26 protein-coding genes, 1 tRNA gene and 2 pseudogenes are annotated in these 26,955 nt (G+C 43.1%); 3 read left to right on the top strand and 26 right to left on the bottom strand.

Features of this window, described 5'->3' with window-relative positions:
- Positions 1-50: 50 nt before the first annotated feature.
- The 5 genes from IQO02_RS11420 to IQO02_RS11400 all read right to left on the bottom strand — a co-directional run bounded on the left by IQO02_RS11420 (position 51) and on the right by IQO02_RS11400 (position 4,937).
- A complete protein-coding gene (locus IQO02_RS11420) occupies positions 51-977 on the bottom strand; it encodes a LysR family transcriptional regulator (protein ID WP_102282741.1) in 927 nt (308 codons plus the stop codon).
- A 259-nt stretch (positions 978-1,236) separates the two neighbouring features.
- The gene (locus tag IQO02_RS11415; RefSeq protein WP_016789271.1) at positions 1,237-2,022 is read right to left on the bottom strand and encodes an HAD-IIB family hydrolase; all 786 of its coding nucleotides are present in this window, start codon (positions 2,020-2,022) and stop codon (positions 1,237-1,239) included.
- A 35-nt stretch (positions 2,023-2,057) separates the two neighbouring features.
- A complete protein-coding gene (locus IQO02_RS11410; protein WP_010437944.1) occupies positions 2,058-3,341 on the bottom strand; it encodes a TRAP transporter large permease in 1,284 nt (427 codons plus the stop codon).
- Between the two features lie 9 nt (positions 3,342-3,350).
- Complete coding sequence (locus tag IQO02_RS11405) at positions 3,351-3,815, bottom strand: TRAP transporter small permease (protein ID WP_010437942.1); 465 nt, start codon at positions 3,813-3,815, stop codon at positions 3,351-3,353.
- A 108-nt stretch (positions 3,816-3,923) separates the two neighbouring features.
- Positions 3,924-4,937: a C4-dicarboxylate TRAP transporter substrate-binding protein gene (locus IQO02_RS11400; RefSeq protein ID WP_016768387.1), complete on the bottom strand. Its 1,014-nt coding sequence runs from the start codon at positions 4,935-4,937 to the stop codon at positions 3,924-3,926.
- Positions 4,938-5,210: 273 nt separating this feature from the next.
- Between IQO02_RS11400 and IQO02_RS11395 the strand changes: the two genes are divergently transcribed.
- Together IQO02_RS11395 and IQO02_RS11390 are read left to right on the top strand one after the other, a co-directional pair.
- Positions 5,211-5,915: a glycerophosphodiester phosphodiesterase family protein gene (locus IQO02_RS11395; RefSeq protein ID WP_016790371.1), complete on the top strand. Its 705-nt coding sequence runs from the start codon at positions 5,211-5,213 to the stop codon at positions 5,913-5,915.
- Between the two features lie 9 nt (positions 5,916-5,924).
- Positions 5,925-6,677: a DeoR/GlpR family DNA-binding transcription regulator gene (locus IQO02_RS11390; protein WP_016789272.1), complete on the top strand. Its 753-nt coding sequence runs from the start codon at positions 5,925-5,927 to the stop codon at positions 6,675-6,677.
- A gap of 78 nt (positions 6,678-6,755) precedes the next feature.
- Here IQO02_RS11390 and gltS read toward each other — a convergent pair whose 3' ends face one another.
- The 5 genes and pseudogenes from gltS to IQO02_RS11370 all read right to left on the bottom strand — a co-directional run.
- Positions 6,756-7,970, bottom strand: coding sequence for a sodium/glutamate symporter (gene gltS / locus IQO02_RS11385; protein ID WP_010437930.1), 1,215 nt, complete (start codon positions 7,968-7,970; stop codon positions 6,756-6,758).
- 254 nt (positions 7,971-8,224) lie between these two features.
- A tRNA-Ser gene (locus tag IQO02_RS11380) sits at positions 8,225-8,315 on the bottom strand.
- 162 nt (positions 8,316-8,477) lie between these two features.
- Positions 8,478-8,927 carry an L-alanine exporter AlaE gene (locus tag IQO02_RS11375; RefSeq protein WP_010437929.1) on the bottom strand — a complete coding sequence of 150 codons (450 nt, stop codon included), beginning with the start codon at positions 8,925-8,927 and terminating at the stop codon, positions 8,478-8,480.
- Positions 8,928-9,175: 248 nt separating this feature from the next.
- A pseudogene (locus IQO02_RS22585) lies at positions 9,176-9,442 on the bottom strand (histidine kinase); the annotation flags it as partial.
- Between the two features lie 128 nt (positions 9,443-9,570).
- Positions 9,571-11,710 (bottom strand): annotated as a pseudogene (locus tag IQO02_RS11370) (ATP-binding protein); the annotation flags it as partial.
- 170 nt (positions 11,711-11,880) lie between these two features.
- On the opposite strand from IQO02_RS11370, the gene IQO02_RS11365 reads away from it, so the two are divergent.
- Positions 11,881-12,450 carry a UPF0149 family protein gene (locus IQO02_RS11365; RefSeq protein ID WP_010437925.1) on the top strand — a complete coding sequence of 190 codons (570 nt, stop codon included), beginning with the start codon at positions 11,881-11,883 and terminating at the stop codon, positions 12,448-12,450.
- Between the two features lie 74 nt (positions 12,451-12,524).
- Here the strand turns inward: IQO02_RS11365 and IQO02_RS11360 are convergent, their stop codons facing one another.
- From IQO02_RS11360 to ruvC, 16 genes are all read right to left on the bottom strand, one after another.
- Positions 12,525-13,556 carry a potassium channel protein gene (locus IQO02_RS11360; protein WP_010437923.1) on the bottom strand — a complete coding sequence of 344 codons (1,032 nt, stop codon included), beginning with the start codon at positions 13,554-13,556 and terminating at the stop codon, positions 12,525-12,527.
- Between the two features lie 174 nt (positions 13,557-13,730).
- Complete coding sequence (nadA, locus tag IQO02_RS11355; protein ID WP_010437921.1) at positions 13,731-14,792, bottom strand: quinolinate synthase NadA; 1,062 nt, start codon at positions 14,790-14,792, stop codon at positions 13,731-13,733.
- Positions 14,793-15,024: 232 nt separating this feature from the next.
- Positions 15,025-15,807 (bottom strand): tol-pal system protein YbgF, encoded by a 783-nt coding sequence (gene ybgF / locus IQO02_RS11350; RefSeq protein WP_010437918.1) that lies wholly within the window; start codon positions 15,805-15,807, stop codon positions 15,025-15,027.
- A 33-nt stretch (positions 15,808-15,840) separates the two neighbouring features.
- Complete coding sequence (gene pal / locus IQO02_RS11345; protein ID WP_010437916.1) at positions 15,841-16,383, bottom strand: peptidoglycan-associated lipoprotein Pal; 543 nt, start codon at positions 16,381-16,383, stop codon at positions 15,841-15,843.
- Positions 16,384-16,495: 112 nt separating this feature from the next.
- The gene (gene tolB / locus IQO02_RS11340) at positions 16,496-17,848 is read right to left on the bottom strand and encodes a Tol-Pal system beta propeller repeat protein TolB (RefSeq protein WP_010437914.1); all 1,353 of its coding nucleotides are present in this window, start codon (positions 17,846-17,848) and stop codon (positions 16,496-16,498) included.
- 12 nt (positions 17,849-17,860) lie between these two features.
- Complete coding sequence (tolA, locus tag IQO02_RS11335) at positions 17,861-18,928, bottom strand: cell envelope integrity protein TolA (RefSeq protein WP_016768401.1); 1,068 nt, start codon at positions 18,926-18,928, stop codon at positions 17,861-17,863.
- Positions 18,929-18,941: 13 nt separating this feature from the next.
- Complete coding sequence (locus IQO02_RS11330; RefSeq protein WP_010437899.1) at positions 18,942-19,385, bottom strand: ExbD/TolR family protein; 444 nt, start codon at positions 19,383-19,385, stop codon at positions 18,942-18,944.
- Positions 19,386-19,388: 3 nt separating this feature from the next.
- Positions 19,389-20,072: a protein TolQ gene (gene tolQ, locus IQO02_RS11325; RefSeq protein WP_010437896.1), complete on the bottom strand. Its 684-nt coding sequence runs from the start codon at positions 20,070-20,072 to the stop codon at positions 19,389-19,391.
- Positions 20,062-20,499 carry a tol-pal system-associated acyl-CoA thioesterase gene (gene ybgC / locus IQO02_RS11320; protein WP_016788831.1) on the bottom strand — a complete coding sequence of 146 codons (438 nt, stop codon included), beginning with the start codon at positions 20,497-20,499 and terminating at the stop codon, positions 20,062-20,064. The genes tolQ and ybgC overlap by 11 nt, the downstream gene beginning before the upstream one ends.
- A 174-nt stretch (positions 20,500-20,673) precedes the next feature.
- Entirely contained in the window at positions 20,674-20,976 is a 303-nt protein-coding gene (gene ybgE, locus IQO02_RS11315) for a cyd operon protein YbgE (RefSeq protein WP_010437891.1), read from the bottom strand.
- Entirely contained in the window at positions 20,969-21,076 is a 108-nt protein-coding gene (gene cydX / locus IQO02_RS11310; protein ID WP_000270284.1) for a cytochrome bd-I oxidase subunit CydX, read from the bottom strand. Before cydX ends, ybgE begins: the two co-directional genes overlap by 8 nt.
- Positions 21,077-21,107: 31 nt before the next feature.
- Complete coding sequence (gene cydB, locus IQO02_RS11305) at positions 21,108-22,244, bottom strand: cytochrome d ubiquinol oxidase subunit II (RefSeq protein WP_010437847.1); 1,137 nt, start codon at positions 22,242-22,244, stop codon at positions 21,108-21,110.
- Between the two features lie 13 nt (positions 22,245-22,257).
- Positions 22,258-23,844 carry a cytochrome ubiquinol oxidase subunit I gene (gene cydA, locus IQO02_RS11300; RefSeq protein WP_010437845.1) on the bottom strand — a complete coding sequence of 529 codons (1,587 nt, stop codon included), beginning with the start codon at positions 23,842-23,844 and terminating at the stop codon, positions 22,258-22,260.
- A 552-nt stretch (positions 23,845-24,396) separates the two neighbouring features.
- Positions 24,397-25,413, bottom strand: coding sequence for a Holliday junction branch migration DNA helicase RuvB (gene ruvB, locus IQO02_RS11295; RefSeq protein WP_010437843.1), 1,017 nt, complete (start codon positions 25,411-25,413; stop codon positions 24,397-24,399).
- A 103-nt stretch (positions 25,414-25,516) separates the two neighbouring features.
- The gene (ruvA, locus tag IQO02_RS11290; RefSeq protein WP_010437841.1) at positions 25,517-26,128 is read right to left on the bottom strand and encodes a Holliday junction branch migration protein RuvA; all 612 of its coding nucleotides are present in this window, start codon (positions 26,126-26,128) and stop codon (positions 25,517-25,519) included.
- A 152-nt stretch (positions 26,129-26,280) separates the two neighbouring features.
- The gene (gene ruvC, locus IQO02_RS11285; RefSeq protein ID WP_008219936.1) at positions 26,281-26,802 is read right to left on the bottom strand and encodes a crossover junction endodeoxyribonuclease RuvC; all 522 of its coding nucleotides are present in this window, start codon (positions 26,800-26,802) and stop codon (positions 26,281-26,283) included.
- Between the last annotated feature and the right edge of the window lie 153 nt (positions 26,803-26,955).

Here is a 26,955-nt window from a genome sequence, read left to right as displayed (position 1 = left end):
GCTATGGATAAATACACAACGGTAACGATTTAGAGCATCTCTATATCAACCTAAATATTATAAGCATCATGACTCAAGAACGTCACATTCTCGAGTAAGAAATCTAACAGCGTTTCGGCTTGAAGCGTCAGTGCTCTGCCTTTTAAAGACTGAACCTTAACGGTCGCTTTCGAAAACATTTCCAACTCTGTGGTCACCACTTCGATTTGCCCCGATTTAATCTCATCAAGCACGGTAAGCTTTGGCATAAACGTGACGCCCAACCCTGCTGACACAAAGTTAGTGAGAGCCGTTACCGAGTTAGTTTGAAGCTTTGGTTGCAAAGTAAGGTGAGACATTTGTTCTGCATGCTTCACTAACCGTCCCATGCCAGTCGAGTTATCGATTAATGCGACAGAAACATCTTTAACGTCTTGAAGTGTTACTGGCGCTTCTTTCATCGTCAAAAAGTGCCCTTTGGGAGCGATAAGCTCCAACGGATGACTACGCTCAACGTGTGAATGCAATTTAGGGTGTGGAGCAGACGCGTAGGTAATCGCAAAATCTATCTGTTGATCTTCCAGCATTTTAACCGCATCTAACGCTCCAGCAACCTCAATCGACAAATTAATATCCGGATAACGAGTCATGAAAGTTTGCATCGGCTGAGAAACCAAGTTGGTTATAAAACCTTCACCAATTGCGATACTGACATTGCCACCTTTCAGGTTTTTCAGCTTAGTTAGCCGAGTTATTAACGCCGTCTCTCCCCGAACGATTGAACGGTAGTAATTCAGTAGCTCGTTACCCGCTTCTGTTAAAAGCGACTGTCGATTATTACGTTCCCATACTTTCATTTCCGCTTGCGCTTCGAGCTGCGTCAGCATTCGACTCATCGCCGCAGGATCAACGTTCATCATCGTTGATGCCTTACGTAGTGACCCATATTTTGATAACGCATTCAGATATTCAAGTGCTCGAATATTAAAGTGGTGCATTCAACTTCCTTGTGGTTCGACTAACACAAAGTAAGCCTCTCATAATTCTCTAATTTACCCATCTAGGAATTGAGATGGCAGCGCGGCAAGTTTGGAAGTTGTGGGCTGAGTCACCAAGAAAAGCATTTAAAGCAGGCAAAAACGCTATACAAAAAGTGAACATACACATCTTCATAAAACAAAAACACAACTCAATTCAGTAAAGAAGTGAGTTGTGTTTGATGTCTATAGTCGACAGTTCAAAGACTACAGCCACGAGCTATTTTATGGCAAGCAGCTTATCGACAAACTCAGCGAAACCGTACCCACCAGGCTTGCTCATCACCACTGATGGATGATGCTCTAAACGGTTCCAGTAATGCTGAATATTCGCCACACCGACACTGTTAGGCAAAATTTCAAACATGTATTGGTCGTTCATCGAATCTCCCACATAGCAACTACGTTCAACTATCTCTTGGTTAGATAGCCCCTTCTCCTTAAGAAAAGCAGTCGATGTCGCTTTCTTAGAGTGCTCACCATACCAAGCATTAATGTGAATAGAGCTTGCTGTAGCGTGAGCGCCTAGCTCGTGAATCTTAGTTACGATTTCTTCAATAATAGCGTCGTCGACTTTTGGACGATTTTGACCAATATCGATCGCTACCTCACACAAACGATAAGACTGATCTAGCGTTAAATTGAGCCCTGGGTAATCGCTCAAAATAGCCAATACTTGTTCTTTTAGTTTACTCTGGTTGGCACTGACTTCTGGTAAAGGGATATCAGAGCGCAACGTAAGAAAGCCGCCTTTCTTTTCCAGAATAAACGCACCGTTCTCACCGAGAACCGCATCAACAGGCCACAACTGAGCAATGTGATCACACCAACCGGCACAAGCGCCTGTTACTGCAACCACTTTTCTCCCCGAATCACGAAGTTTACTCAGTGCTATTAGGGTTTGCGGTGGCAATTGACCTTGCCATGTTAAGGTGTCATCCACATCGGTTAACACCCAATCTATGTTTTTCCATTTTGGGTTCAATTCATTCGATACCGAATTCATTTCTACACCTCTAAATAATTAATCACAAAACAGTGTTAAAGCAAATTCGGTAAAAACATCACTAAGCTTTCAGAGAAAGTCAGCAACATCAGAACCGTGAGTAGTGCTAGCAACAACGGAGCCACTTCTTTCACGAAGTCGACCATACGGACTTTTAAAATCGAGCAAACCGTAAACATCATCGAACCAAATGGCGGAGTCACACCACCAATCATGATATTCACAATCACGATAATGCCGAAATGAACCGGGTTAACGCCTAGGTTAAGCACAGCAGGAAGCAGTAATGGCGTGAGTATGATCATTGCAGCGCCGCCTTCGATGAACATGCCAACCACTAATAGCAGTACGTTAATCAACAACAGCAAGACTAACTTGTTGTCGGTGAGCTCTATCAAAGCAGACGCGACATTGTGCGGGATTTGCTCTAGGGTCATGTAGTAACCGAAGACCATCGCTCCGATAATAATGAACATCACGCTACTCGTACCCTGCACCGTTTCACGCATGATTAGCGGGATATGTCTTAGGCCAAGTTGACGATAAACAAAAATACCAATAATCGCACAAAGCAATACTGCGATTGCACCCGCTTCTGTCGGTGTAAACAAACCAAAACGCATACCAAGAATAATGCCGAATGGAATCAGTAACGCGGGAATCGCTTTTAGAAAGTAATGAAAACGCTCTTTCGCAGAAGCAGGCTCAGAACGAGAAGGCTTATAACGACGCTTGCGTGCGATAAACGCGATTGTCACCATCAGCGATAACGCCATCAAAAATGCAGGTACATAGCCAGCAATAAACATCTGATGAACGGAGACATTCGCTAACAGCGCAAAGATGATTAAGTTAATACCCGGTGGAATAACAGGGCTGATACTTGATGACGCCGCCGTCACTGCAGCTGTAAATGGCAGATCATAACCACGCTTGGTCATTTCAGGCGCAAGAATCTTCGATTGCATCGCGGCATCGGCATTCGCAGAGCCAGAAATACCGCCCATTAACGTACTCAGCGCCACATTAACCTGCGCGAGACCGCCCGTTTTATGGCCAATCATCGAATCTGCAAAAGCCAATAAGCTTTTACTGATCCCCGCATAGTTCATCACCGAACCAACCATGATAAAGAATGGAATAGCCAACAATGGAAATGACTCTGTCGAGCTAATAAAGCGCTGCATTACCAAGCTGACGGGAATTGAGTCATTGATAAAGAGAAAGTACACCATTGCCGATGCGATCAATGAAAACGCAATGGGTATATTCAATAGAAACAGAACAAAAAGAATGAGGATTGGAAGATAGCTTTCCATTAATCGTACCTACTTAAAAGAGCGCTTTAGAGAAGCAATATCGCTGACGATGAATCGAACCGTGTGGATTGCCATCAATGAAAAACAAACTAACAGCACACCATTGATAGCAAAATATGACATGCCCATCACTGGCGTTACCTTGTTAGATAACATCAGGTATTGATAACTCAGAACAGCCATCAAGATGTTAAGAGCCAGTAGGAAGAGGGAAACACATAACCTAAACGGGGTTTTGGCTTTTTCCGGCAGCATGGCGACCACCACATCAACCCCCATGTGGAGCTTGTGTTTATAGCAGGAACTAATGCCTAAATAGACAGCCCATATGAAGCAAATAACTGAGAGTTCTTCGCTCCATGGGACAACAAATCCAAAGCCATAACGTAAAACAACATTAATAATGACTACTAGAACGGTAATCGAAATAGCAATAGAGGCGAGGATTTCTTCAATATTTTTCAATAAAAACAAAAGACTTCTCCTGTGAAATATCCAACATAACGTCGGTTACTTCAGGAATAAAACGGCCTGAAGGGAATCAGGCCGTTTTCATTAACGAATTAATCTACATTCGCAGAATTACTGTGCAGCTCGAATCGTTTCCAACTCTTTCATGATCGTTGCGTGTATGCCTTCGCTCCATGTTGGGAATTGGTTGTATACGTCAGCCGTCAACTCATTGAACTCGTCAGAGTTAACTTCATTAAACGTAACACCTAGCTCTTCAAGTTTTTGCGTGTATTCAACATCCAGTTTAACTAGCTCTGCAGTGTTAGATTCTGCGCCTGCTTCGAGCTCTTCATTGACGATTTGCTGTTGCTCTGGCGTAAACTTGTCCCAAAGAGTCGGTGAAATGTAGATACCAACCGTGCCTAGGAAGTGTTTAGTCAAAGACATATTCTTCGCTACTTCGTAGATTTTAGTTGAGTACATCGTCAGGATAGAACCTTCAAGACCGTCAACAACGCCTTGTTGAACACCTGCATAGGTTTCTGGGAATGGCAGAGAAGCTGGAGCCGCCCCCATTGCTGAAAGCGTGCTGATAAACAACTGGCTTTGTGGAACACGGATACGCATCCCTTTCATGTCTTTAGAGTTCACGATCTCTTTATTGGTGATCATGTGACGGAACCCAAACATGTAGTCAGCATTCAATACTTTAATGCCTTTTTCTTCAGCTTTAACCTTCAAGCCCGCGACAAATTCCGTATCCATCATCGCTAAGTATTCATCATACGTGTTGTACAACATTGGGCCTGCCAGTGCTGCAAAGTCGGGCACGTAATCGCCTAGGTAGGTTAAATCCTCAACGGCAATCCAGTTTGCGCCGTTAACGACTTGCTCCAAGTTGTCTTTATAAACCGGTAATTGACCACCAGGGAAAACTTTAATGTTTACAGAACCATCGGTTCTTTCTCGAATTTTATCGGTCGCTTTAATTAGCTCCTGTGTTAATAACTCATTTTGAGTGAACACAAGGCTCATGTTGATGTTGATCGGATCGTCTTTGACTTCAGTTCCAGCCTTGTCAGCTTCACCACAACCAACAAGCAACGTTGCCGCCATGATTACTGTACCTAATAGCTTTTTCATTTTTAAATCACCTTATCGTGGCTATCTTGTCTAAATATAGAGGGTGTTATTAAGTTTTCGTAGAGTATGTAAGTGAATTATTACATTCATATGAACATTTATCTTAGTAACTTGAACACACTGAGGATGAGGTCTCACTATTGTACAAACTCTATACAACTTATTTTAGCTAGATCTCATTTAAAATAGCTCGATATAGAAGGTAGATAATAAATCTGTAATAAAGTGGAGCTACTGTCTCCTAAATTTTCAAATGAACATCGAGAACAAATTATGCTTACAGCCCACCGTGGTGCCGCTTCTTTAGCACCAGAAAATACCTTAGCCAGTATTGAGCAAGCGGCAAAAGTAGGCGCTAACTGGGTTGAAATTGATACCCAGCTCAGTGCCGACGGTATCCCTATGGTTTTTCACGATAAAACGGTGAATCGTTGTACTAACGGTACAGGAAACATTGCCGACTTAGATCTAACAATGCTCAAGACTTTAGATGCTGGCAGTTGGTTTGGTAATGAGTTCGTAGGCACTCCAATTCCTACATTAAATGAAGCGTTAGACAAATGTCTCGAACTTGATTTAACACTGAACCTTGAGATCAAGATTTATAACGATAAAGCCATCAAGCCTTTAGTTAAAGAAGTGATCGCATTGATCAAACAAAAACACTTCCCAATTGAAAAACTACTGATCTCTAGCTTTAAAAAGGAAGCATTAAGTATTTGCCAAGAGCTAATGCCTGAAGTTAGACGAGGATTTATATGTGAAGTATGGAATGATTTCAGCCTTGAATCACTCCAGCCGCTTGACCTATATAGCATTCATATTGACCATCGAATCCTTGATGAACCGATAGCCAAAGCTATCAAGACTTCTGGTGCGATCCTTAAAATATGGACGCTAAATGACCCACTTTTGGCCAGCAAATATCTCAACCTCGGTGTCGATAACATCATCACCGATGTACCACATAAATTTTAGTGAGCTTCTATGGAACTGAACCACCGTCAAAAGCAAATACTCGCAACACTTAAAGCGAACCAAGACATTCAGATCGATCATTTGGCTGAACTATTTTCCGTAACCACTCAAACCATTCGTCGTGATGTGAATCACTTGTGTGAGCAAGGTTTGGCGCGAAGAGTGCACGGAGGTGTCAGCTTACCGACAACATTGACTAACACCAGTTATCGATTCCGTTCAGGTGTTGAATCTGAAACAAAAGACAGTATTGCGATGGCGGTTGCAGACGCGATACCTGAAGGTTCAACGGTTATGATGGGCATTGGTACAACGGTCACCCGTATCGCACAATACTTAGTGGCAAAGCCGGCATTACGAGTGATCACCAATAATCTGCAAGTCGCTCGTATCCTTGAAGCAAACGAGCAGATTGAAGTGTATTTAGCGGGTGGTTTGTACCGAAGAGAACATCAAGACATGGTGGGAAGTAGCGTAGTTCACTTCTTCTCAGATTTTGAAGCCGATATTGGCATTTGTGGTTGTGGTTCAGTAACTGATAGCCATTTCGCAATGGAACATGAACAAGTTGAAGCCGACCTATCCAAATCAATTATCAAAAACAGTAGAGAAAGTTGGCTTGTCGCAGACGCAAGTAAATGGGGACGCTTTGCCGCTCTAAAAGTCGCAAAGCTGGGTAATTTTGATCGTATATACACGAATTACACCCAATTACCTTCTGAACTAAACAGTCATTTAGTCGAATACGAAACGCATCAATAAAGACAAAATACATAGCGAAATACAAAAAGCCTAGTATCGCTAGGCTTATAAAATTACGAACATAGTTCGTGATAATAGCTACATCCCAACAAAGAAACTAATTACCAGTGCGTTAATCAAATCAACAAAGAAACCACACACTAGTGGCACCACAATGAATGCTTGTGGGCTTGCACCATAACGATGGGTCACCGCGGTCATGTTCACAATCGCGGTAGCGGTCGAACCTAATGTAATACCACCAAAGCCAGAACATATCACCACTGAGTCATAGTTTCTTCCCATCAAGTAATAGACGACAAAGATGGTGAATAGCAGGGAAAGCAAAATCTGGATACTCATGACAACAGAGATATAGCCAAACAACCCATCAAGATCCCAGATGCGTAGCCCCATTAACGCCATGGTCAAGAACATCCCCAAACAGATATCAGAGATCATCGCCAATCCTTTACGGCCTTGAGCGATTTTCTCTTGCGTGCGACGCTTCTTAAATAGTGCACGTCCAACGTTACCGATTAGGATACCTGCGATTAAACAGCTAACGAATAGTGGCAGTTTCAAACCCATAGCGTCAATAACTTCACTCAGGCTGTAACCCAGCATCAGAGTGAGGTTAAGAATTAACCATGCCCATAGAACGCCATAATGACTCAATTCTGTACGTGTTTCGCTTTCTTGAAATGCACCAACCGTCACATCTTCTTCATTAGATGGGTTGATTTTATGCTTATTAAGTAGATAGTTTGCAATTGGGCCACCAATTACACATGCCGCTATCAAGCCAACCGTATTTGAAGCCACACCGAGTTCTAACGCATTAGATATACCAAACTCTTCAACAAACATGGGTGCCCAAGCAAGCGTGGTACCAACGCCACCAATCAGACTCACAGAGCCGGATAACAAACCTGCTTTCGCGTCCATCCCAAAACCTGAAGCCACAACCATACCAACTACGTTTTGCAACACGATAAAGACGGTAGCCAGACACAGCAAAATGAACAGTGGTCGCCCACCTTTTATCAGCGTTTTAATATCCGCTTGAAGTCCAATACCAGCAAAAAAGTAGAGAAGCAAAAAATCTCTGACATCTAAACTAAATGTAATTTGAATTTCAAACAGATAGTAAAGCGCTGCTACGGTCGCAGCACAAACAAAGCCACCAATAACGGGCTCTGGCAATGAATATTTCCTTAGTACTTCAGAGCGCTCAATCAAACCTTTACCGATAAAAAGTAATGAGATCGCGATAGTAAAGGAAAGCATTGGAGAAACGAGGGTTTCTGTCATGGGGTATTAGATTCCTGATTGTGGGATTATTCATATTATTGCTTACTCTTGATCATCTAGATCCATACCAAAAAATCAAGCTTTTATCGGTTAAAAAGGCGCCTAATATGATTCTATTTAAATCGGCATAAATAGAGTAAATGATGACCAGGAAAGCATTACAACAACTTATACGAGAGTGTGTGCAGAAGGCGTAGAATTGTAGGGTTTCTAGAACGAGAAAACCCCAGCATTTCTGCTGGGGTTTCGAATAGTGGTGGAAGGATGGGGATTTGAACCCCAGATACGCTATAAACGTATACTCGCTTTCCAGGCGAGCGCCTTAAGCCACTCAGCCATCCTTCCACAAATTTTGTGTCGAGCTTGTTGCTCAACGAGGCGCTACTTTATTGATTCTGCTTGCTTTGGTCAAGGGGCATTATCAAAAAAAGTACCTTTTTCAGTTTGTTCGATTACAAATTAACTCATTAGATCAAAAACAAACCAAATTTCATTGTGCCTTTGTGCCTACGCTTGTTGGGAGTAGCCCGGAACTCGAAACCATTTGCGGCACATATCTAGGAAGTAACCGTAAAGTACACCCATACCACATGAGATAACCGCATTACTGGTGACTGCGGTCACGATCTGCTCGCTTGAAGCACCAACTGCCAACAAGATACCTGCATAAACAGGAGACTGGAATAACACGTAAGCCATTAGGTCGGACAAATTCTTCATCAAAGAGCTTTGTGAAAGCTTTGCACCATTGCGCAAGAACCAGTCACGAAAGACACCATAAGGCCAAGCAATAGCAATATTTACCGGAATAGACAACGTTCGTGAAGCAAGAGATTGCTCGAACGTCATACCTGAGATAAACACTTCTACGATCATGCCAGAGATAAAACAGAAAATTACCATAGCAAATGTATCCGCAGCGGCGTTACGAATACAAAATGGACCACGAGATTTCATTGACAACAAACCTAAAATATATCACTACTTGGATAGTGATTTAGTAACATATAAACAAGGTGTTTTTTAACCTTGCCAGATAATGTCACTATTAAAACACAACTTAAGCAGTCATACATTCCAAATTAAAAATCAAGTTGTAAATTAACAACCAAAAACCATTTAAAAAGCAGTCACTTCCACCAGAAAATCATACACAGGTCAAATAACGGGCAATTCGTTGTTTACTTTCTGTAATTAAATAACACTCAAGCCATAGGTAAATTTACAGTAATGATATTAATAGTGTCTTGAGTAGGAGGAGCTCCCATAGAAACCTGCTCTAGAGCTTTATCGACTTGAGATGACAATTCGGGATTATTCATAGGCTTAATGTGTAGACGTAAGCTCTCCAATGCAAATTGAATCAACTCTAGGTTATTGTCTTCAAGTGCTACATACAACGTCACTAACAGCTCTTCAGTATTATCTTTGTTTCGTAGATCGGGTTTAGGTAGAGAACGACTTTGGCTCTTCTGTCCATGAAGATGCGTTCTCTGGGAGTTCACATTATGATTATGACGCACCACGTCCTTGCTCATTTTTTCATTGCTAACTGTTTCTTGGTGAACTTCATCAATACGTCCTTCCTCATAAGCTTCATCTTCATGGAATTGGTAAAGCTTATGCGAATAACGGAATAAAGCGTCGTCTAATTCACGTTCATCAATGGGCTTGGCGACAATGTAATCCACACCAGCGCCGAGCATTCGTTCGCGAGTCTCTTTAAAGACATCGGCAGTACAACCAAATATTAAAACTGATGAAACATCACCGATTAAAGCGCGAATAGCTGTTGTTGATTCAACGCCATCCATCACTGGCATATGGTTATCCATCAACACCAAATCAAAATGCTCTGCGACCACAGCTTGTATCGCAAGCTCACCATTTTCGACACTTTTGCACATGAAGCCTTTACTGCTCATGAACGTTTCAATAATGACGGTATTAGTTCGGTTATCCTCAACAATCAGCACTTTTAAGCCAGAATAATCTAACTTTTTGTGTGGCAAGCTCTCTATCTCACCCGGTTGACAAGGTTGGATTTTCAACCGAACGTCGAAGCTCGTACCTATTCCTTCTTCACTAGTAACCGTAATACTACCATCCATCAGCTGAGCAATTTTCTTCACGATCGCTAAGCCTAGGCCGGTACCACCAAAACGTCTTGTAGTCGAAGATTCTGCTTGTTCAAAAGGTTTAAAGATACGCTTTTGCGCTTCTTTGGAAATGCCAATCCCGGTGTCACGAACTCGAATACTGAGGTAGGTGTCATTTCCTTCAACAACTTCTTTAAAATACACCTCGACAAAACCTCTGGAGGTAAACTTCACAGCATTGTTTAATAGGTTGAACAAGATCTGGCGCAGCCGAGCCTTATCCGAGAAGTACCAACGCCCAGAAGGCACCTCAGAATAAACCTTAAATTGGAGCCCTTTTTCAGAAGACAATGTGTAGTAGACGCTGTTGATACTGCCAATGATTGAATCTAAAGGAAAACGCGTTTCATCAAGATCCAACCTACCCTGCTCGATCTTTGAAAAATCTAGGATCTCATTCAGCAGTGTCATCATATGATCGCCAGACTCATACAAACTCTTAAGGTGCTTTTCTTGCTCTGTATTTAAAGGGGTTTTAAGTAGGATTTGTGCGGTACCCAATACCCCGTTCATCGGGGTACGGATTTCATGTGACAACGTTGCCAGAAAAGCAGTTTTCGCATTAGTTGATGCTTGAGCTTTAACCTTTTCCGCTTCGAGGTAAATGGTCTTTTCATTAAAGGTTTTGATCAAATGACCGATTTCATCTTGGCTTGAGTACTCAACATCAATGATTTCACCGGCTTTAGAACCATCGACCTTTGCTGCAATGGCGGTAATTGGGCTAATCAAATAGCGGTTTAACAAGTAATAACCCGCCATCACACACAGTAGTAATAGAGGTACAATGCCGCCTTCGATACTCATGACTTGACGAAACACTTCGTCTGCAACGCGTGACTTAGAGTTAACCACATCAACTTGCCAACCGAATTCACCAAATTGATTACTACTGATGTAGATCCCTTCAACAAGATTGAAATTATGAGACACCAAGACTTGGTTAAGTTTGTCCCTAAGCGTAATACCAAGATCATACTCTTCCGCATGGTTCTTAATAAAACCCAATAACTCTTCGAGAGAGAGATCCACCGTTGCCACGCCAGCAAAGATGCCATCATAATAATAAGGGGATGAAGCGGTGATCATTCGAACATGGGTGTATGGATCGATATAAACATCGCTCCACAAAATGGTTCCCTGGCTTCTGTTAATGACGGAGGTATACCAATACTCTTGATGATAAGGTGCAGTCTTAGGATTGTTATAAGAGAACAGCTGGTCAATCTTGCCATCGTCTGCTTTATTGAAAAAATAACTATTCAGTTGCATTTGAGGATTGAACATATAAGGTTCTGGCCAAATACCTGCACTGACGATCGTGTTGTCACTTGCCGCCAACATCGACTTAAACAAAGGAAGGACCTCAGCACCGCTTCGTTGTGCCTGAGCAAGACCAACTAAACTGTCAACAAAGCCTTCAGAGCTATTGAGAGGTTCTGTAATCAATGCAGAAAGAAGCTCTGTACGGAGATCTAGGTTCTCTTGTAATTTGGCTCGCACAGGGGATTCTACGACGTAATACGTCACACTACCGACAATAGCGATAAACATTGCAAGGTATAAGCTAAGCGCTACCATGCTTTTTTTCTTTAAAGACGACCGTATCTGCATAATTTTTTATTGTTTTCTTTTCTGTTAAACCTAGTGTTTATCATCAATGACATCAAGCCTTTTTAGATTGAAGCTTGATTGGTGTAAGTTCATTGGTACTATAAGTGCAAATATGTTCCCTTTTACGGTACCTCACTTTGACTTTACAAGATATTCTTGCGCTTCCAGAGTTGGAAGGAAAGCTAATCACAGAACACAAAACTATGGGATTTGTCACTGCAATGGCAGCGTCGCCTAATGTGTTAACCCCGCACGAGTGGCTACCATTCCTTTGGGGTGGTGAAGAAGTCGCTCCTTTTACTGATGGTGAACAGCTTGAAAGCTACATTGAAGTTATCATCGCGCTTTGGAACAAAACTCGCCCAGAGTTAATCGAAGGCACTTGGGTTTGGCCTGAAGCTTGTCAATTAGATGACGAGGAAGTGGTAAACACAGCAGCTCGTGATTTTTGTGAAGGCTTACTTCAAGGCTGGCAGATTGCACGTGACGACTGGGAGACTCTGATGCCTGAAGACAGTGAAGACAACGCGTTAGTTGGCGGTGTACTGCTTTCACTAAGTATGCTGTACGATCCTGAAACCTCAATTGCAACACTTGCAGAGCAAGGTATTGAAGGTCTTGAACAATTCGAAGAGATCTTTAATGCTGTTCCTGTGATGCTTTGTGGGCTAACGCAACGCGGCATCGCATTAGCTGAAGCTCAATAATAATGATTAGCTAGATATAAAGAAGGCCTCTCGATGAGGCCTTTTTTTGTTTGAAAAGAAATCAAATACGCGTTCTAAAAGCCTTTCCAATCAAAATCATCAATTCGCTCATCGGCGATATAAAACAACTTGGTCCCACTACTAACCACTTGATCCAATTCTGGGTTGAGTTCAATTCCGCTACCGGAATCTATTGCAATCAACGTTGCTTGATACTTCTTTTTAAACGCCGAGAAGATTGGCGCAACGGTGACAGGCTCGGCATCTTTAGGGTAATAGGTTGAATACTGTGTCATCCCCCTTGTAGAACTCAATAGCTCTTGATGCAACGCACTTGATCCTGGATCAACCGCAGCCTTTGCCAACATTTCAGCACCGACTGCTGGTATACACTCAGAATTAGGACAATGTTTATGTAGCAGATCACTCAATGCTTCATCTTTAAAGTAAACGAGTAGATGCGCTTTAGGGTTTCGATTCGCGCAGTAAAGTGCCGCGGATAATGTAATGTCGTCTTCTGGGTTATCAATCAAGATACAACTGGCTGACTCGATACCGGTTTTCTCCATCTCTTTGCCATCAGTGTAGCTGTTCACTTTAACAAAGTTGATTTCTCCAGGTAACGGATTTTCAATATCCGAACGAGTACACAACACTATTGGTCGCTTACCCGTTTCTTCATGCTGTAACATACGAATTAGATGAATCGTTCTTTGTTCATTCCACCCAAGCATCAAAATGTGGTTGTCCACTCTAACTCTCCTTTTTCCTAGCAAGCCCGCTCGCCAATATTCAACACCTTCTGTCGCTACCTTACCTAGCAAGGCCGCGAAAAGACTCAGTCCACCCGGAATCACAAACAATATAACGATCCATTGCCCTGCTTCTGTTGTGGGCGATAAATCACCGTAGCCAACCGTAGACGCAGTCACGACTAGGTAGTAAGCGAACGTGGTAAACGAGCTGGTTAGCGCTGTTTCACCCGCTAAATACAAACTCGACCACGACAGAAATACGTAGCCTAAGAAGGTGAACAGTAAGTTTTTTCCATTCAAAACAAAGATATTTGCTTTGACCCAACGTTTGAGTTGTAACCAGATTATCATTCGAGCCTCAAATCCTTCGATCTTACTTACATGCTAGAAAAAATACCTGATATCAACAAGATGTATCATCAGAAAAAGATACATGACCACAAGATTGATACTAGCGAGCTATCTTTAGACACAAAAAAACCAGCACTATTGGCTGGTTTTTCGTTGGTTAGATAAAAGAACGGCTTACGCGTTACCTTTTACCTGCACATTTAACTGCTCAGCAAAATCTAGCATGCGGTTCAGTGGGATAAGAGACTTCACACGCAGTTCGTCAGAAACGAAGATCTCGTGTTGCTCACCACCGTTCTCAAGCGCATTTTCAATCGCTTCAAGGCCATTCATCGCCATCCAAGGACAGTGTGCACAGCTGCGACAAGTTGCACCAGCACCCGCTGTTGGCGCTTCAATCAGTTCTTTTTCAGGAACCAATTGCTGCATCTTGAAGAAGATGCCTTTGTCTGTCGCCACGATCATCTGTGGGTGAGGAAGCTCTTTCGCCTTCTTAATAAGCTGGCTTGTTGAACCTACAGCATCCGCCAGTTCAACCACACTTGCTGGTGATTCTGGGTGAACCAAAATAGCCGCTTCTGGGTATACCGATTTCATTTTCTTCAAAGCATCAGCTGAGAACTCATCATGAACGATACACTCACCTTGCCAAAGCAGCATGTCGGCGCCAGTTTGATTTGCGATATAAGAACCTAGGTGACGGTCTGGGCCCCAAATAATGGGTTTGCCTTCGGCGTCTAGGCTTTCAACGATTTCTAAAGCGATACTCGACGTAACCACCCAGTCTGCACGAGCTTTAACAGCCGCAGAGGTGTTCGCGTATACAACCACGGTATGGTCAGGATGAGCATCACAAAATTCTGTAAATTTATCAGCAGGACAGCCAAGGTCAAGTGAACATTCCGCTTCCAGCGTTGGCATTAATATGCGCTTCTCGGGAGTCAGAATCTTTGCAGACTCACCCATGAAACGAACACCAGCGATGATCAGCGTACTTGCTGAATGACGGTTACCAAACTTGGCCATTTCCAATGAATCGCCAACAAAACCACCAGTATCTTCAGCCAGAGCCTGAATTTCAGGGTCTGTGTAGTAGTGTGCAATTAGAACTGCATCTTTTTCTTGAAGTAGTGTTTTGATATTCGCGATGTGTGCCTGTTTCTGAGCATCACTCAAAGGAACTGGCTTAGGCGGAAACGGGTAAACTGTATCAATTTTATCTAGTATATGACTCATTGCTCTTGCTCTACGCAACTTCTTCCGAGAATCCGAGTATTCTACACAGGACAGCGATTGGGATCAAAAAGGATTGGTTGCAAACGGCTACTCGCTAATACTCAAAAAGCATAAACAAGTCTTTATGTAACTATTACGAAGGGAGTAACTGGTTACCTAACAGCAGTAAGCCAGTATTTATCGAAATACTGCGGATATAAAAAAGAGGTACCTAAGCACCTCTATTTTTGATTTATAAGTGAGTCTTAGCCACTTTTGCCGAGGCACTGTTTGGATACTCGGTCACGACTTGTTGGTAATATTTTTTAGCTTGCGTCGCATTGTTGTTACGCGTTGCTATATCACCAAGCTTAACCAGAGCATCTGCTCGCTTATTTGAGTCTTTGTAAGATACAACAGCGGCAAAACTTTTCACGGCTTCTTTATCTTGCTTCTTAGCAAAATAAAGCTGACCTAACCAGTAATGAGAATTAGGCGTGAAAGTAGAATCTGGGAAGTCTTTTTGAAACTTTTGGAATGCTGCGATAGCACCCGTGTAGTCTCGTTGCTTTAGAATCATGTCTACAGCATTTTGATAAGCGGTTTGCTCATCAACATCGGTACTGAACGTACCAGAGGCATCTTTAGAGCCTTCGCTCGCTGCTACTGCTACCGTTGCTGTTCCGGCTGCTTTCACCTCGCCTCTTACACGATCCAGTTCAATGAACAGTTCACGTTGGCGCTCTAGCATTTGTTTCATATCGTAACTGTTTCGTTCCAGCTCACCACGAAGTTCACTGATCTCCAGTGCCATGTCGTCGATTTGCTGTTGCATTTGAAGCTGAACGAGGTTTCGATTTTGAAGCAGGCGCTCTAAACGCTCAATATCTGATTCGTTAGATGCTGATCGAGAGGAAGATGTTGAATTAGTTGCGGTGCTATTGAGATCGGATACTGGGGCTGGTGCAGCGAACGCAATGTTCGCTGCACTTGCCAGTAACGAAAGCAAAATGACTCGCTTTGTGTTACTGAACATGAGGCAATTCCTCAATTATATAATCTACTAAAATTAGTAAACTAGTACTGCGCGACGGTTTTTAGCGTACACATCTTCAGATTGACCAAGAAGAAGTGGCTTCTCTTCACCGTAGCTTACGATAGAGATTTGGTCAGCTTGAACACCTAGAGCTTGTAGGTATTTCGCTACAGCTTGTGCACGGCGCTCGCCAAGTGCGATGTTGTACTCAGGAGTACCGCGCTCATCAGCGTGACCTTCGATAGTAACGTTCATGTCAACGTTCTTAACTAGGTAAGCTGCGTGAGCTGCTAGCATTTCTTCATAGTCGCCAGCGATAGTAGAGTTATCGAATGCGAAGTAGATTGTTTGAGTTTCACGTAGCGCTTGCTCTTTAAGCTCTTGCTCAGACAGTTGACCGTTAGCGTCAATTGGCGTTACAACAGTTGTATCTACGTTGCCTTCTGTACCTGAAGTTGTTTGGTTGCTTTCAGTACCAGATGTTGCAGATGTTGCTTCATCAGTTGAGCTACATGCCGTTACTGCCATCACTGGTAGTGCAATCATCAAGCCTTTAAGAACTTTGTTAAGTTGCATCTTTTTTTCCTTACGTTATCAAACTTAGTTTCTACAGCCGACTAAGTGCTATAGATAGTTAAATGCCACAATAGTTAACACTATCAATAGCTAATAGAATGTATCACTTTACCTAGAGGAACGGTGACCATGCCGGCGCTCTTACGCGTCCGTTGGTTGCCGGTAATCTAGCTTTAAAACGGCCATCGATAGAAACCATCGATAGTACATTTGTTTTATTGTAAATAGAGCTATAGATAACCATACCTCCATTCGGTGCAATACTTGGGGATTCATCTAACAGAGTTTTTGTTAGTACCTGAACCGCACCCGTTTCCAAATCCTGTTTCGCCAAGTTGAAACCTGAATTACTACGATTGACCATGATCATGAATCGTCCATCAGGGGTGATTTGACCACCTAGGTTTTGGCTACCTTGCCAAGTAATACGAGACGTCGAGTTATTTGACAAATTTACATTATAAATCTGAGGTTTACCACCACGATCCGAGGTAAAAATAAGAGACTTGCCATCTGGGTGCCAGAACGGTTCAGTATTATTTGAACGACCACGAGTAATCTGAGTCAGCTTACGACTAGCAAGGTCAAGTGTGTATACCTGAAGGCTGCCTGTCTTCGATAATACCAATGCCAATGTTTTACCATCCGGTGAGAATCTTGGCGCACCATTGTGACGAGGGTATGACGTCACCTTCTCACGTTCACCGGTATAAATATTCATAATGAATATTTCAGCTTGGCCATTTTGGAAACTCACATAAGCAAGCTTCTTACCGTCTGGTGACCATGCTGGTGACATCAGAGGCTGCTTAGAACGAAGCACTAAGCGCTCGTTGAAACCGTCATAGTCAGCCACACGAAGTTGGTATGGGTATTGGTCTTTATCGTTTACGACCACATAAGAAATACGGGTTAAAAACGCCCCTTTTTCACCAGTCAGCTCTTCATAAACTAAGTCAGCTATACGGTGCGCATACTCTCTCAAGCGTTTACCTGGAACCGTCGCTTTCTTGTTAAATAGAACGTGGTCTTTAGAAAGTACGAGTTGGCCTTCATCACTCAACGCGCGGCTTTGCCCTTTGGTTAACTGACCACGAACAATGTCGATCAATTGGTAATTAACCACATACTGCCCTTCGGCATTCTTAGTGATGCTACCGGTAAGCAATGAATCAACACCTAGATTCGTCCAAGCATCAAAATCCACCTCAGCTTCACTGTAGGGTGTTTGAGGCATTTTGCTTGTTGCAACAGGGCTGAATTTACCACTGCGTTGTAAGTCAGAAGCGATAACCGCTGATACATCGTGTGGTAATGGCTCTTCGCCTTCCCAGCGGAAAGGTACAATAGCGATAGGTCTTGCAGAGTTTATACCGTCTGTAATAACCAGCTCCAGCGCTGCATGTGCAAACTGGCTGCTTGTCGCTATTATGAAAACAAAACTCAGTAATAGTTTTTTTAACACAAGTTCGTCCTTTTACTCTGGTGATACAGTTAAGTTAATGTCTTTCAGTGATTTCACAATGTCTGGGTCTTTAGGCAACGGATAAGATTGCACTTGAGCCACGGCACGCTTGGTTGCTGCACACAATCGGCTATCACCATCCAGAATGCTCAAGCTTCCCAAAATCGCATTCGAACCTGTTGGAATAAGCTTAAGGTTCACTCGACAAGAGCGCCCTCTATAACTGTCTTCTAACAGTAAGTTTTGCTGAATAAGTTGAGTATAAATCGCACCATAGCGTTGTGCTTCATCACTTATAAATTGTTGTTTCGCCGAAGAGTTTTGAGTCGACTCAGTTTCAAGCCCAGCAAAGATATCGTTCAATGCTGCTTCCTGCTGTTTACGCTCTTTTTCTGCTTTTGCTGCAGCTTCTTTTGCCTTACGGGCTTTTTCTGCTGCGGCTGCCGCTTCTTTTTCTTTCGCTATGCGTTGCTTTTCGGCGCGTTCAGCAGCTTCTTTCTCTTTACGAGCTTTGTCTGCTGCTTCTTGCGCGGCTTTTTCTTTTGCCACGCGTTCTTGTTCCGCTTTTGCGATTGCCGCTTCTTTGGCCTTACGCTCGTTTTCTGCTTTCACTAACGCAGCTTCTTTCAACTTACGATCTGCTTCTGCTTTAGCGGCTTTCTTTTGCTCTTGCTGTAAACGCGCTTCTTCAGCTTGACGTTGTTTCTCTTTCTCAACTCGACGTTTTTCAGCTTCACGAGTCGCTTTTGCTTCTTTCGCTTGCTGCTCTTTCAGCTTGCGAATGTTTTCTTCTTCAGCTTTACGATTCTTTTCCAGTCGTTCACTTTCACGTCTGAGCTTGTCTAGACGTTCTTGCTCTTTCTTGCTCGCGGCTTCTCGTTGTTGACGAATCTGTTGAGCTTGCTGGCGAACCAACTGAGGGTCAATCACCACAGCTTGAACCATCTGCCCTGTCGGCTTAGGTTCTGACATCGTGAAATCCGCTCCCCAAATGAGCGCAACGAATAAAATGACGTGCAGCCCAAGAGAAATAAGAAGCGGTGTTCTGAAATTATTGGATTTTTTATTATTCGCTTTCATGAATGCTACGGAGCTATTCCCTTATATCCGTTAAAAGGCCAACCTTTGGCACACCTGCACGGCTTAATTCATCAAGTAACAAAACCACTTCAGCGTAAGGTGTTGCGGCATCACCGCCAACCGCTACTGGAGAGCTTGGCTTCAGAGACAATTCAGCTTTCACTCGGACGATAATCTCCTCCAGTGACAAGCCACGCTGTACTTCTTCGTTATTCACGCTCAAACCAAATTCACCGTCTTTGTTCACTTCGACGATAATAAAGCTCGCGTTGTCATCACCCAATAGGTCTTGTGCTGACTTAGCTGTTGAAGCCTGAGGCAATTCAACATCAACACCTTGGGTAACAAACGGTGACGTCACCATAAAAATGATCAGCAATACAAGCATAACGTCGATGTAAGGTACAACGTTAATCTCTGCTGTCATCTTGCGTTTTTTAGGTTGGTATCCAGCCATCTATTATTCCCTGCCAGCCATCGCTTGACGGTGAAGAATACTGTGGAACTCTTCAGAAAAAGTCGCGTAATTGTGCTCGAGCTTACCTACACGGCTGCTGAAACGGTTATACGCCATTACTGCTGGGATTGCAGCGAACAAGCCCATTGCTGTTGCGATAAGTGCTTCCGCAATACCAGGTGCAACCATCGCTAACGTAGCTTGTTTTACTTCACCGAGTGCGATAAATGAGTGCATGATGCCCCAAACCGTACCAAATAGGCCGATGTATGGGCTAATAGAACCGACGGTCGCTAAGAAAGGTAAGTTGGTTTCTAGCTCATCAACTTCACGCGCAACCGCAACCCGCATTGCACGACCAGTACCTTCCATAATGAAGTCTGGAGATGTCGCATTTGATTTACGTAGGCGAGCGAACTCAGTAAAGCCTGCGTAGAAAATCTCTTCTGTACCAGAAAGCTCATCTTTGCGTTTATTGCTCTCTTGATACAATTTAGCAAGATCAACACCAGACCAGAACTTATCTTCAAACACTTCAGTTTGTTTAGAAGCTTGAGATAACACTTTACTTCTTTTTATGATCATTGCCCAAGAAACAACAGACATGCCCATAAGAACTAGCATGACCATTTTAACCAGTAAACTGGCTTCTAAAATTAGGCCTAAGATTGAGATTTCAGCAGTCACTATTCGTTAGCTCCGTAAGAATAAATGTTGGCATTGCCTTGGGTTTCATTTTTTGATTGTCGATACATGCTACCTTAACCATTGCTTTACACAATGCTTTGCCATCAGGATTTACGATCTCTTGACAGAAGACCAAGCTAGCTCGCTTCAATTCGTAAATATTTGTAATGACTTGTAAAGAGTCATCAAGACGTGCGCCTCGAATAAAATCAATGTCCATATGTCGGACTACGAAACCGATATTTTGTTCTAACAATACTTGTTGAGAAACGCCAATCGAGCGCAGCATCTCAGTTCGAGCACGTTCAAAAAACTTGAGATAGTTAGAATGGTACACGACCCCACCCGCATCGGTATCTTCGTAATATACGGTTACTGGCCACGTAAACGGCTTAGATAATCCCTGCAAATTAATACCACAACCCAAAAACGATAAAGATATCACTATAACCTAACTCATTATCATTAATAGTATATGGCTGTGAATTTTTTGAGTTAAGAGACGAAAAAAAAGGCCATCTGTATAAGATGACCTCTTTTTGACTAAAAACCCAACAACGACCTAGGTTTACTTTGTAACAAACCCAATCCGCAGCCTTATTTAGATAAGGCGTAACGCCGTTAGGTAGAGCAAAATTGTGAGTGAAACGTATGGGCTAAACAGCAACTGCCACATCCAAGCTCTTGGCTTAAAGCCGATACCGTAAACCATGCTTGAGCAAACTGCCCAAATAAACATTGGCCCAATGATCGCGTTAAAGCCACCGATGCTTGTCGCATACGCTTCAGGATCCCACATCACTAAACCAACATGCATGAAGCCCAATATCAGGGATAAGGCTCTTAACAGAGTCTTATCCATTGGTTGATGCAGTTTAGCGACTTGCTCTGCGAGATTACTCACTGTCTTTGTCCATCATTTCTGAATGCTCAAGCCAAAGAGCATTGATGATGCCGAATGCACATGCTAGAAGTACACCCAAAATCCATGCGAAATACCACATAAAATTTCTCCTAAGTTATTTCACTTCTAGCTTAGTAAGCTGAAACGTCGTTATCTTCGATGTGTTTCTTATCCAAACGACCGAACATTTTGTAGTATGTCCAAGTTGTGTAGCCAAGAATCACAGGAACCATTACCGCCGCAACAGCAGTCATTAGGCCAAGAGTTAGCTCACTTGCCGTAGAATCCCACATAGTCAAACTATGGTTAGGGTTCAGGCTTGATGGCATTACGAATGGAAACATTGCAAAACCAGCAGTCAAAATAACACCAGCATTAGATAGACTCGAGAACAAGAATGCGAAGCCACCGCGTTCAAGGCGAGATGCAATCACAGCAAGTAGTGGCATTGCTACACCAAGAATCGGTGCTGCCCACATTGCAGGGTACGTTTCGAAGTTTGTCATCCACGCACCAACTTGAAGTGAGACTTCTTTGTTTAGTGGGTTTGAATCAGCAAATGTATCAATAGTGCTCGTAATTACATAGCCTTCGATAGATTGAACCCAGAAGCCACCAATAACGAATAGAGCAATAGCAATTAGGCCAGTGATCTGAGCAACGTTACGTGCACGGCTGTGCAGTTCTTCTGTTGTCTTCATTTGAAGCCATGTAGCACCTTGCATCACGAACAACATCAGAGCCAACACGCCACATAGCAATGCAAATGGGTTTAGCAGAGCGAAGAACGTACCATGGTACTTAGACATCATTAGGTCGTTCAAGTCGAATGGTACACCTTGTAGTAGGTTACCAAACGCCACACCAAAAATGATTGGCGGAACGGTACCACTGAAGCAAAGTGCATAATCCCAAGCCTTACGCCATTTTGGTTCTTCTATCTTTGAACGGTAATCAAGAGCAAGTGGACGTAGCCAAAGTGCTGCTAGAGTCACGTACATAGCAAAGTAGAAACCAGAGAAAGACGTCGCGTAAACTAATGGCCATGCAGCAAACAATGCACCACCAGCCGTAATTAACCATACTTGGTTGCCGTCCCAGTGAGGAGCAATAGTATTCAGCATAATACGACGTTCAGTGTCGCTCTTACCGATAACAGGTGATAGGGCTGCAACCCCCATATCGAAGCCATCAGTCACGGCGAAACCAACCAGTAGAACACCGATCAATACCCACCAAATAAGTCGTAAGCTTTCGTAATCAAACATAATATTCCCTCACTTATACTTCAACTGAACGGCTAACTTTGTCTTCAACAGAGCTATCGTTTTGTTCGAAGTGGTAACGGCCTGTCTTTAAGCTACTTGGACCTTTACGTGCGAATTTCAGCATTAGGTAAACTTCAGCAATCAAGAACACTGTGTAAAGTGCAAGAATTGCGAATAGAGAAGTCCAAAGCTGACCGATAGTTAGTGCTGATGCGGCAACGTTAACCGGTAGGATTTCACCAACCGCCCATGGTTGTCGACCAAACTCAGCAACGAACCAACCCGCTTCAATCGCGATCCAAGGCAATGGGATTGAGAACAGCGCCGCTTTAAGTACCCATGGTTTCTGTTCAATCTTCTGACGACACGTTTGAACAAACGCAGCACCGAATACAAACAGCATAATGAAGCCACAAGCAACCATCAGACGGAATGACCAGAATAGAGGCCAAACTGTTGGGATAGAATCATCCGCAGCCATTTGGATTTGGTCTTCTGTTGCATCAACAACGTCGTCTGTGTAGCGCTTAAGAAGTAGACCGTAACCTAGGTCACCTTTCACTTCGTCGAACGCAGCCATGTTTTCTTCAGATTTGTCGCCTGCACGTAGCTTTTCTAACAACTCATACGCGTACATACCAGTGCGGATACGATCAACGTGATCATCACGTAGGTCACGCAGGCCCGTTACTTCTTTATCAAGAGAACGTGTTGCGATGATACCCATTACGTAAGGAATTTTAATTGCGTAGTCAGTATTCATTGTTTCTTGGTTTGGAATACCAAAAACAGTAAACGCGGCTGGTGCTTCTTCAGTGTGCCACTCTGCTTCAACAGCAGCTAGTTTTACTTTTTGAACTTCACCAAGCTCGTAACCAGATTCATCTCCTAGCACGATAACTGACAAAATTGCCGCCATACCGAAAGAGGCTGCAATCGCAAAAGAGCGACGAGCAAAGGCAACGTCACGACCTTTAAGAATATAGTATGAGCTGATACCAAGGATGAACATTGCACCCGTTGTGTAACCAGACGCTACCGTATGCACGAATTTAACCTGTGCTACTGGATTTAGTACAACTTCAGCGAAGCTCACCATTTCCATACGCATCGTTTCAAAGTTAAATTCTGCACCCACTGGGTTTTGCATCCAGCCGTTTGCTACCAAGATCCAAAGCGCTGAGAAGTTAGAACCAAGAGCGACTAACCACGTTACTGCTAAGTGTTGACGCTTTGACAACCTGTCCCAACCGAAGAAGAAAAGACCAACAAAAGTAGACTCTAGGAAGAATGCAACAAGCGCTTCGATAGCTAGCGGAGCACCAAAGATGTCGCCAACGTAGTGAGAATAGTAAGACCAGTTAGTACCAAACTGGAACTCCATGGTTAAGCCTGTCGCTACACCAAGGGCAAAGTTAATACCAAACAATTTACCCCAGAACTTAGTCATGTCCTTGTAAATTTGCTTGCCAGTCATTACATAGACTGACTCCATAATGGCAAGTAGAAATGCCATACCTAAAGTCAGTGGAACAAATAAGAAGTGATACATCGCTGTAAATGCAAACTGCAATCGCGACAGATCAACAACATCAATCATGGTAACTCCTTTGTGTCGGCTGAATGACACTTGTGTGATTAATCACCGCAAAAATCCATGTTAAAACAATTTATGTAATTGTTATTACAAATTGAAATTTGTAGCAAAAACGTACCGTTATAGTTAGATTATTGTTAAGCATGAGCTAATATAGCTAGCGCTAATATTACTTGTAAAATCAGTATGTTTCAAAAGGTTTATAGGAGAAGCTTGCTTTGATTTGTATCAATATTAGTCCAGCAAATTAGAGTTATTTTTGAACAACTATGATTAAAATCACACCAATTTAGCTTCCATTAATAACAGCGCTTAATATCCGTGACAAAAGCTAGACATCGCTACAACATGCAAATCACAACTACCTATAAAGTATTAACAAAAGATATGACAAGTTATTTCATTTTTTGTTACCTAAATCAAACTCGGAATCAAAGTTTCCATTTTTGAGATCCGATACTCGGCCTTTTTATCGACTTGCTCAAAGAGTTGTTATTCAATAAAAACCAAAAAATCCCAGTGCTTATGCAACTGGGATCTTTAAAAATGAATAATCTAACGATTGGAAGGTTTGTCGATTCCGAAGTGTAAATACGCTCTGTCGGTAGCAATTCGGCCTCGCGGGGTTCGTTGCAAGTAGCCTTGTTGAATCAAGTATGGTTCCAGCACATCTTCAATGGTGTCTTTCTCTTCGCCAATGGCTGCTGCCATGTTGTCAATACCCACAGGACCACCACCAAACTTCTCCATAATCGCGAGTAGAAGCTTTCTGTCCATATAGTCAAAACCTTTGGCATCGACGTCCAACATATTGAGTGCCTTGTCCGCCACGTCTGGGCAAATATGCCCATCGCCTTTCACTTCCGCATAATCGCGCACACGGCGTAATAAACGGTTTGCTATACGCGGTGTACCTCGAGCGCGGCGAGCAACTTCTAATGCTCCTTCCGACTCCATCGAAAGTCCAAGGCAATCAGCACTGCGCTGAACGATATTTTGCAGATCTTCGACTTTGTAGTACTCAAGGCGTTGAGTAATACCAAAACGATCACGCAGTGGAGACGTCAGTGAGCCAGCACGCGTGGTAGCACCAATCAATGTGAAGGGAGGAAGATCAATCTTGATAGAACGCGCCGCAGGGCCTTCACCAATCATGATATCCAGTTGGTAGTCTTCCATTGCTGGATATAGAACCTCTTCAACCACAGGGCTTAAACGGTGGATCTCATCAATGAATAACACGTCGTTTTCTTCAAGATTAGTCAACAGAGCGGCCAAGTCGCCCGCTTTTTCTAATACCGGGCCTGAAGTCGTGCGAATGCTAACATCCATTTCGTTCGCGACAATGTTTGCCAATGTGGTTTTACCTAAACCAGGAGGGCCAAATATCAACAAATGGTCCAGAGCTTCATTTCGCATTTGTGCTGCTTGAATGAAAATTTCCATCTGGTTGCGAACGTGGTCCTGACCTTGATAGTCGGCTAACGCCTTTGGACGTATTGCACGGTCGATAACATCTTCATCTTTAAAGACCGGATTATCCGGTGCAATCAGGCGATCAGCTTCAATCATAAATTTTGCTATTCCTAACTCTGCTCTTCCTGACTTTGCGCTTCTTGAATCTGTGTAAAGGCAAAGTGAATGAGTCTATTATATAGAACAAGTATATGGGAGATTAAACCATCGACTTCAATGCTTCTCGAATCAATTGTTCGCTGGTCATGCCATCTTTAGCCACTTGAGCTACAACTTTAGAGGCTTGAGTCGGTTTATAACCCAATGCAAGTAGTGCGCTTACCGCTTCTTCTTCAGCATCGTGAACCGTTGGCAGTGAGTCCATTGGCGCTGCGTCCGTTGCAGGAGTAAATAGATCACCTGCACCCCACCCTTTCAAGCGGTCTTTCATTTCAACAACTAGACGCTCTGCTGTTTTCTTACCCACACCCGGCAGTTTCACTAGCGTAGAGATGTCTTCACGCTCAACGCTCTGAACGAATTGGCTCGCCGTCATTCCAGAGAGAATACCAAGACCAAGCTTAGGGCCAACACCGTTTGCTTTAATCACTTCACGGAACAGCGCACGCTCTTTAACCGTGTTGAAACCATAAAGTAGTTGCGCATCTTCACGAACAACAAAGTGAGTGTAGATAATTGCCTCTTCGCCAACGTTTGGTAATTCATAAAAACAGCTCATTGGCATTTGAACTTCATAACCAACACCACTCACTTCGATTAGTAATTCTGGTGGCTGTTTTTCTATTAATGTACCGCGTAGACGTCCGATCACAATTCACTCTCTTGATGGAATATAATTTGAGGGACAGAATATAAAAGAACTGGATGCTTATCCAGTTCTTTGTGTTTATTGGGATGATTTATTTAAGCTTGCTTAGCTTGAGAAACCGAATGATTCTGGCTTCAGAAACGCCATAGCCTAGGTTATCGGTAACGCCCTTTTCTTGCACCTGTTGCTTTACCCGCAAGCGCTATCAAAGTTTTATTGGTGTTAGCGTGAGTGATCGCTACACCTAAAGCATCAGCAGCATCAGCCTGTGGCTTGGCTGGTAACTTAAGCATGCTCATCACCATATTCTGAACCATAGACTTGTCAGCACCACCGTTACCCGTCACCGCTTGTTTAATCAAACGAGCCGCATATTCATGTACAGGCAAGTCTGCATTCACCGCAGCCACTATCGCACTACCACGCGCTTGACCAAGTTTAAGTGCTGAATCAGCATTCTTCGCCATGAACACTTGTTCGATCGCGAATACGTCAGGCTGGAACTGGGTGATGATTTCGCTCACACCGGCATAGATCTGCTTTAAGCGACCCGGCAATTCTTTTTCTGACGTGCGAATACAACCGCTACCTAAGTAATATAGATGGCGACCATTTTGACGAATCACGCCATAGCCGGTAATGCGAGAGCCAGGGTCAATCCCTAAGATAATAGACATAACTTCAAATACTGATTATTTATACATGCTTTATGAGCTTAGTATATCGGACGCAAAAAAAAATGCCCGTCAAATTAACGGGCATTTCGTTGTTCTGCGAAAGAAAAAGTTCTATCAAAAACTAAGTTTTGTTGAAAGCTAAAGTGCTATCTA

The sequence above is a fragment of the Vibrio sp. OPT24 genome (assembly GCF_015163545.1).
GTDB lineage: Bacteria > Pseudomonadota > Gammaproteobacteria > Enterobacterales > Vibrionaceae > Vibrio > Vibrio cyclitrophicus.
Note: the sequence above shows the minus strand (reverse complement) of the source record. Positions and strands in the feature narration are given on the sequence as shown.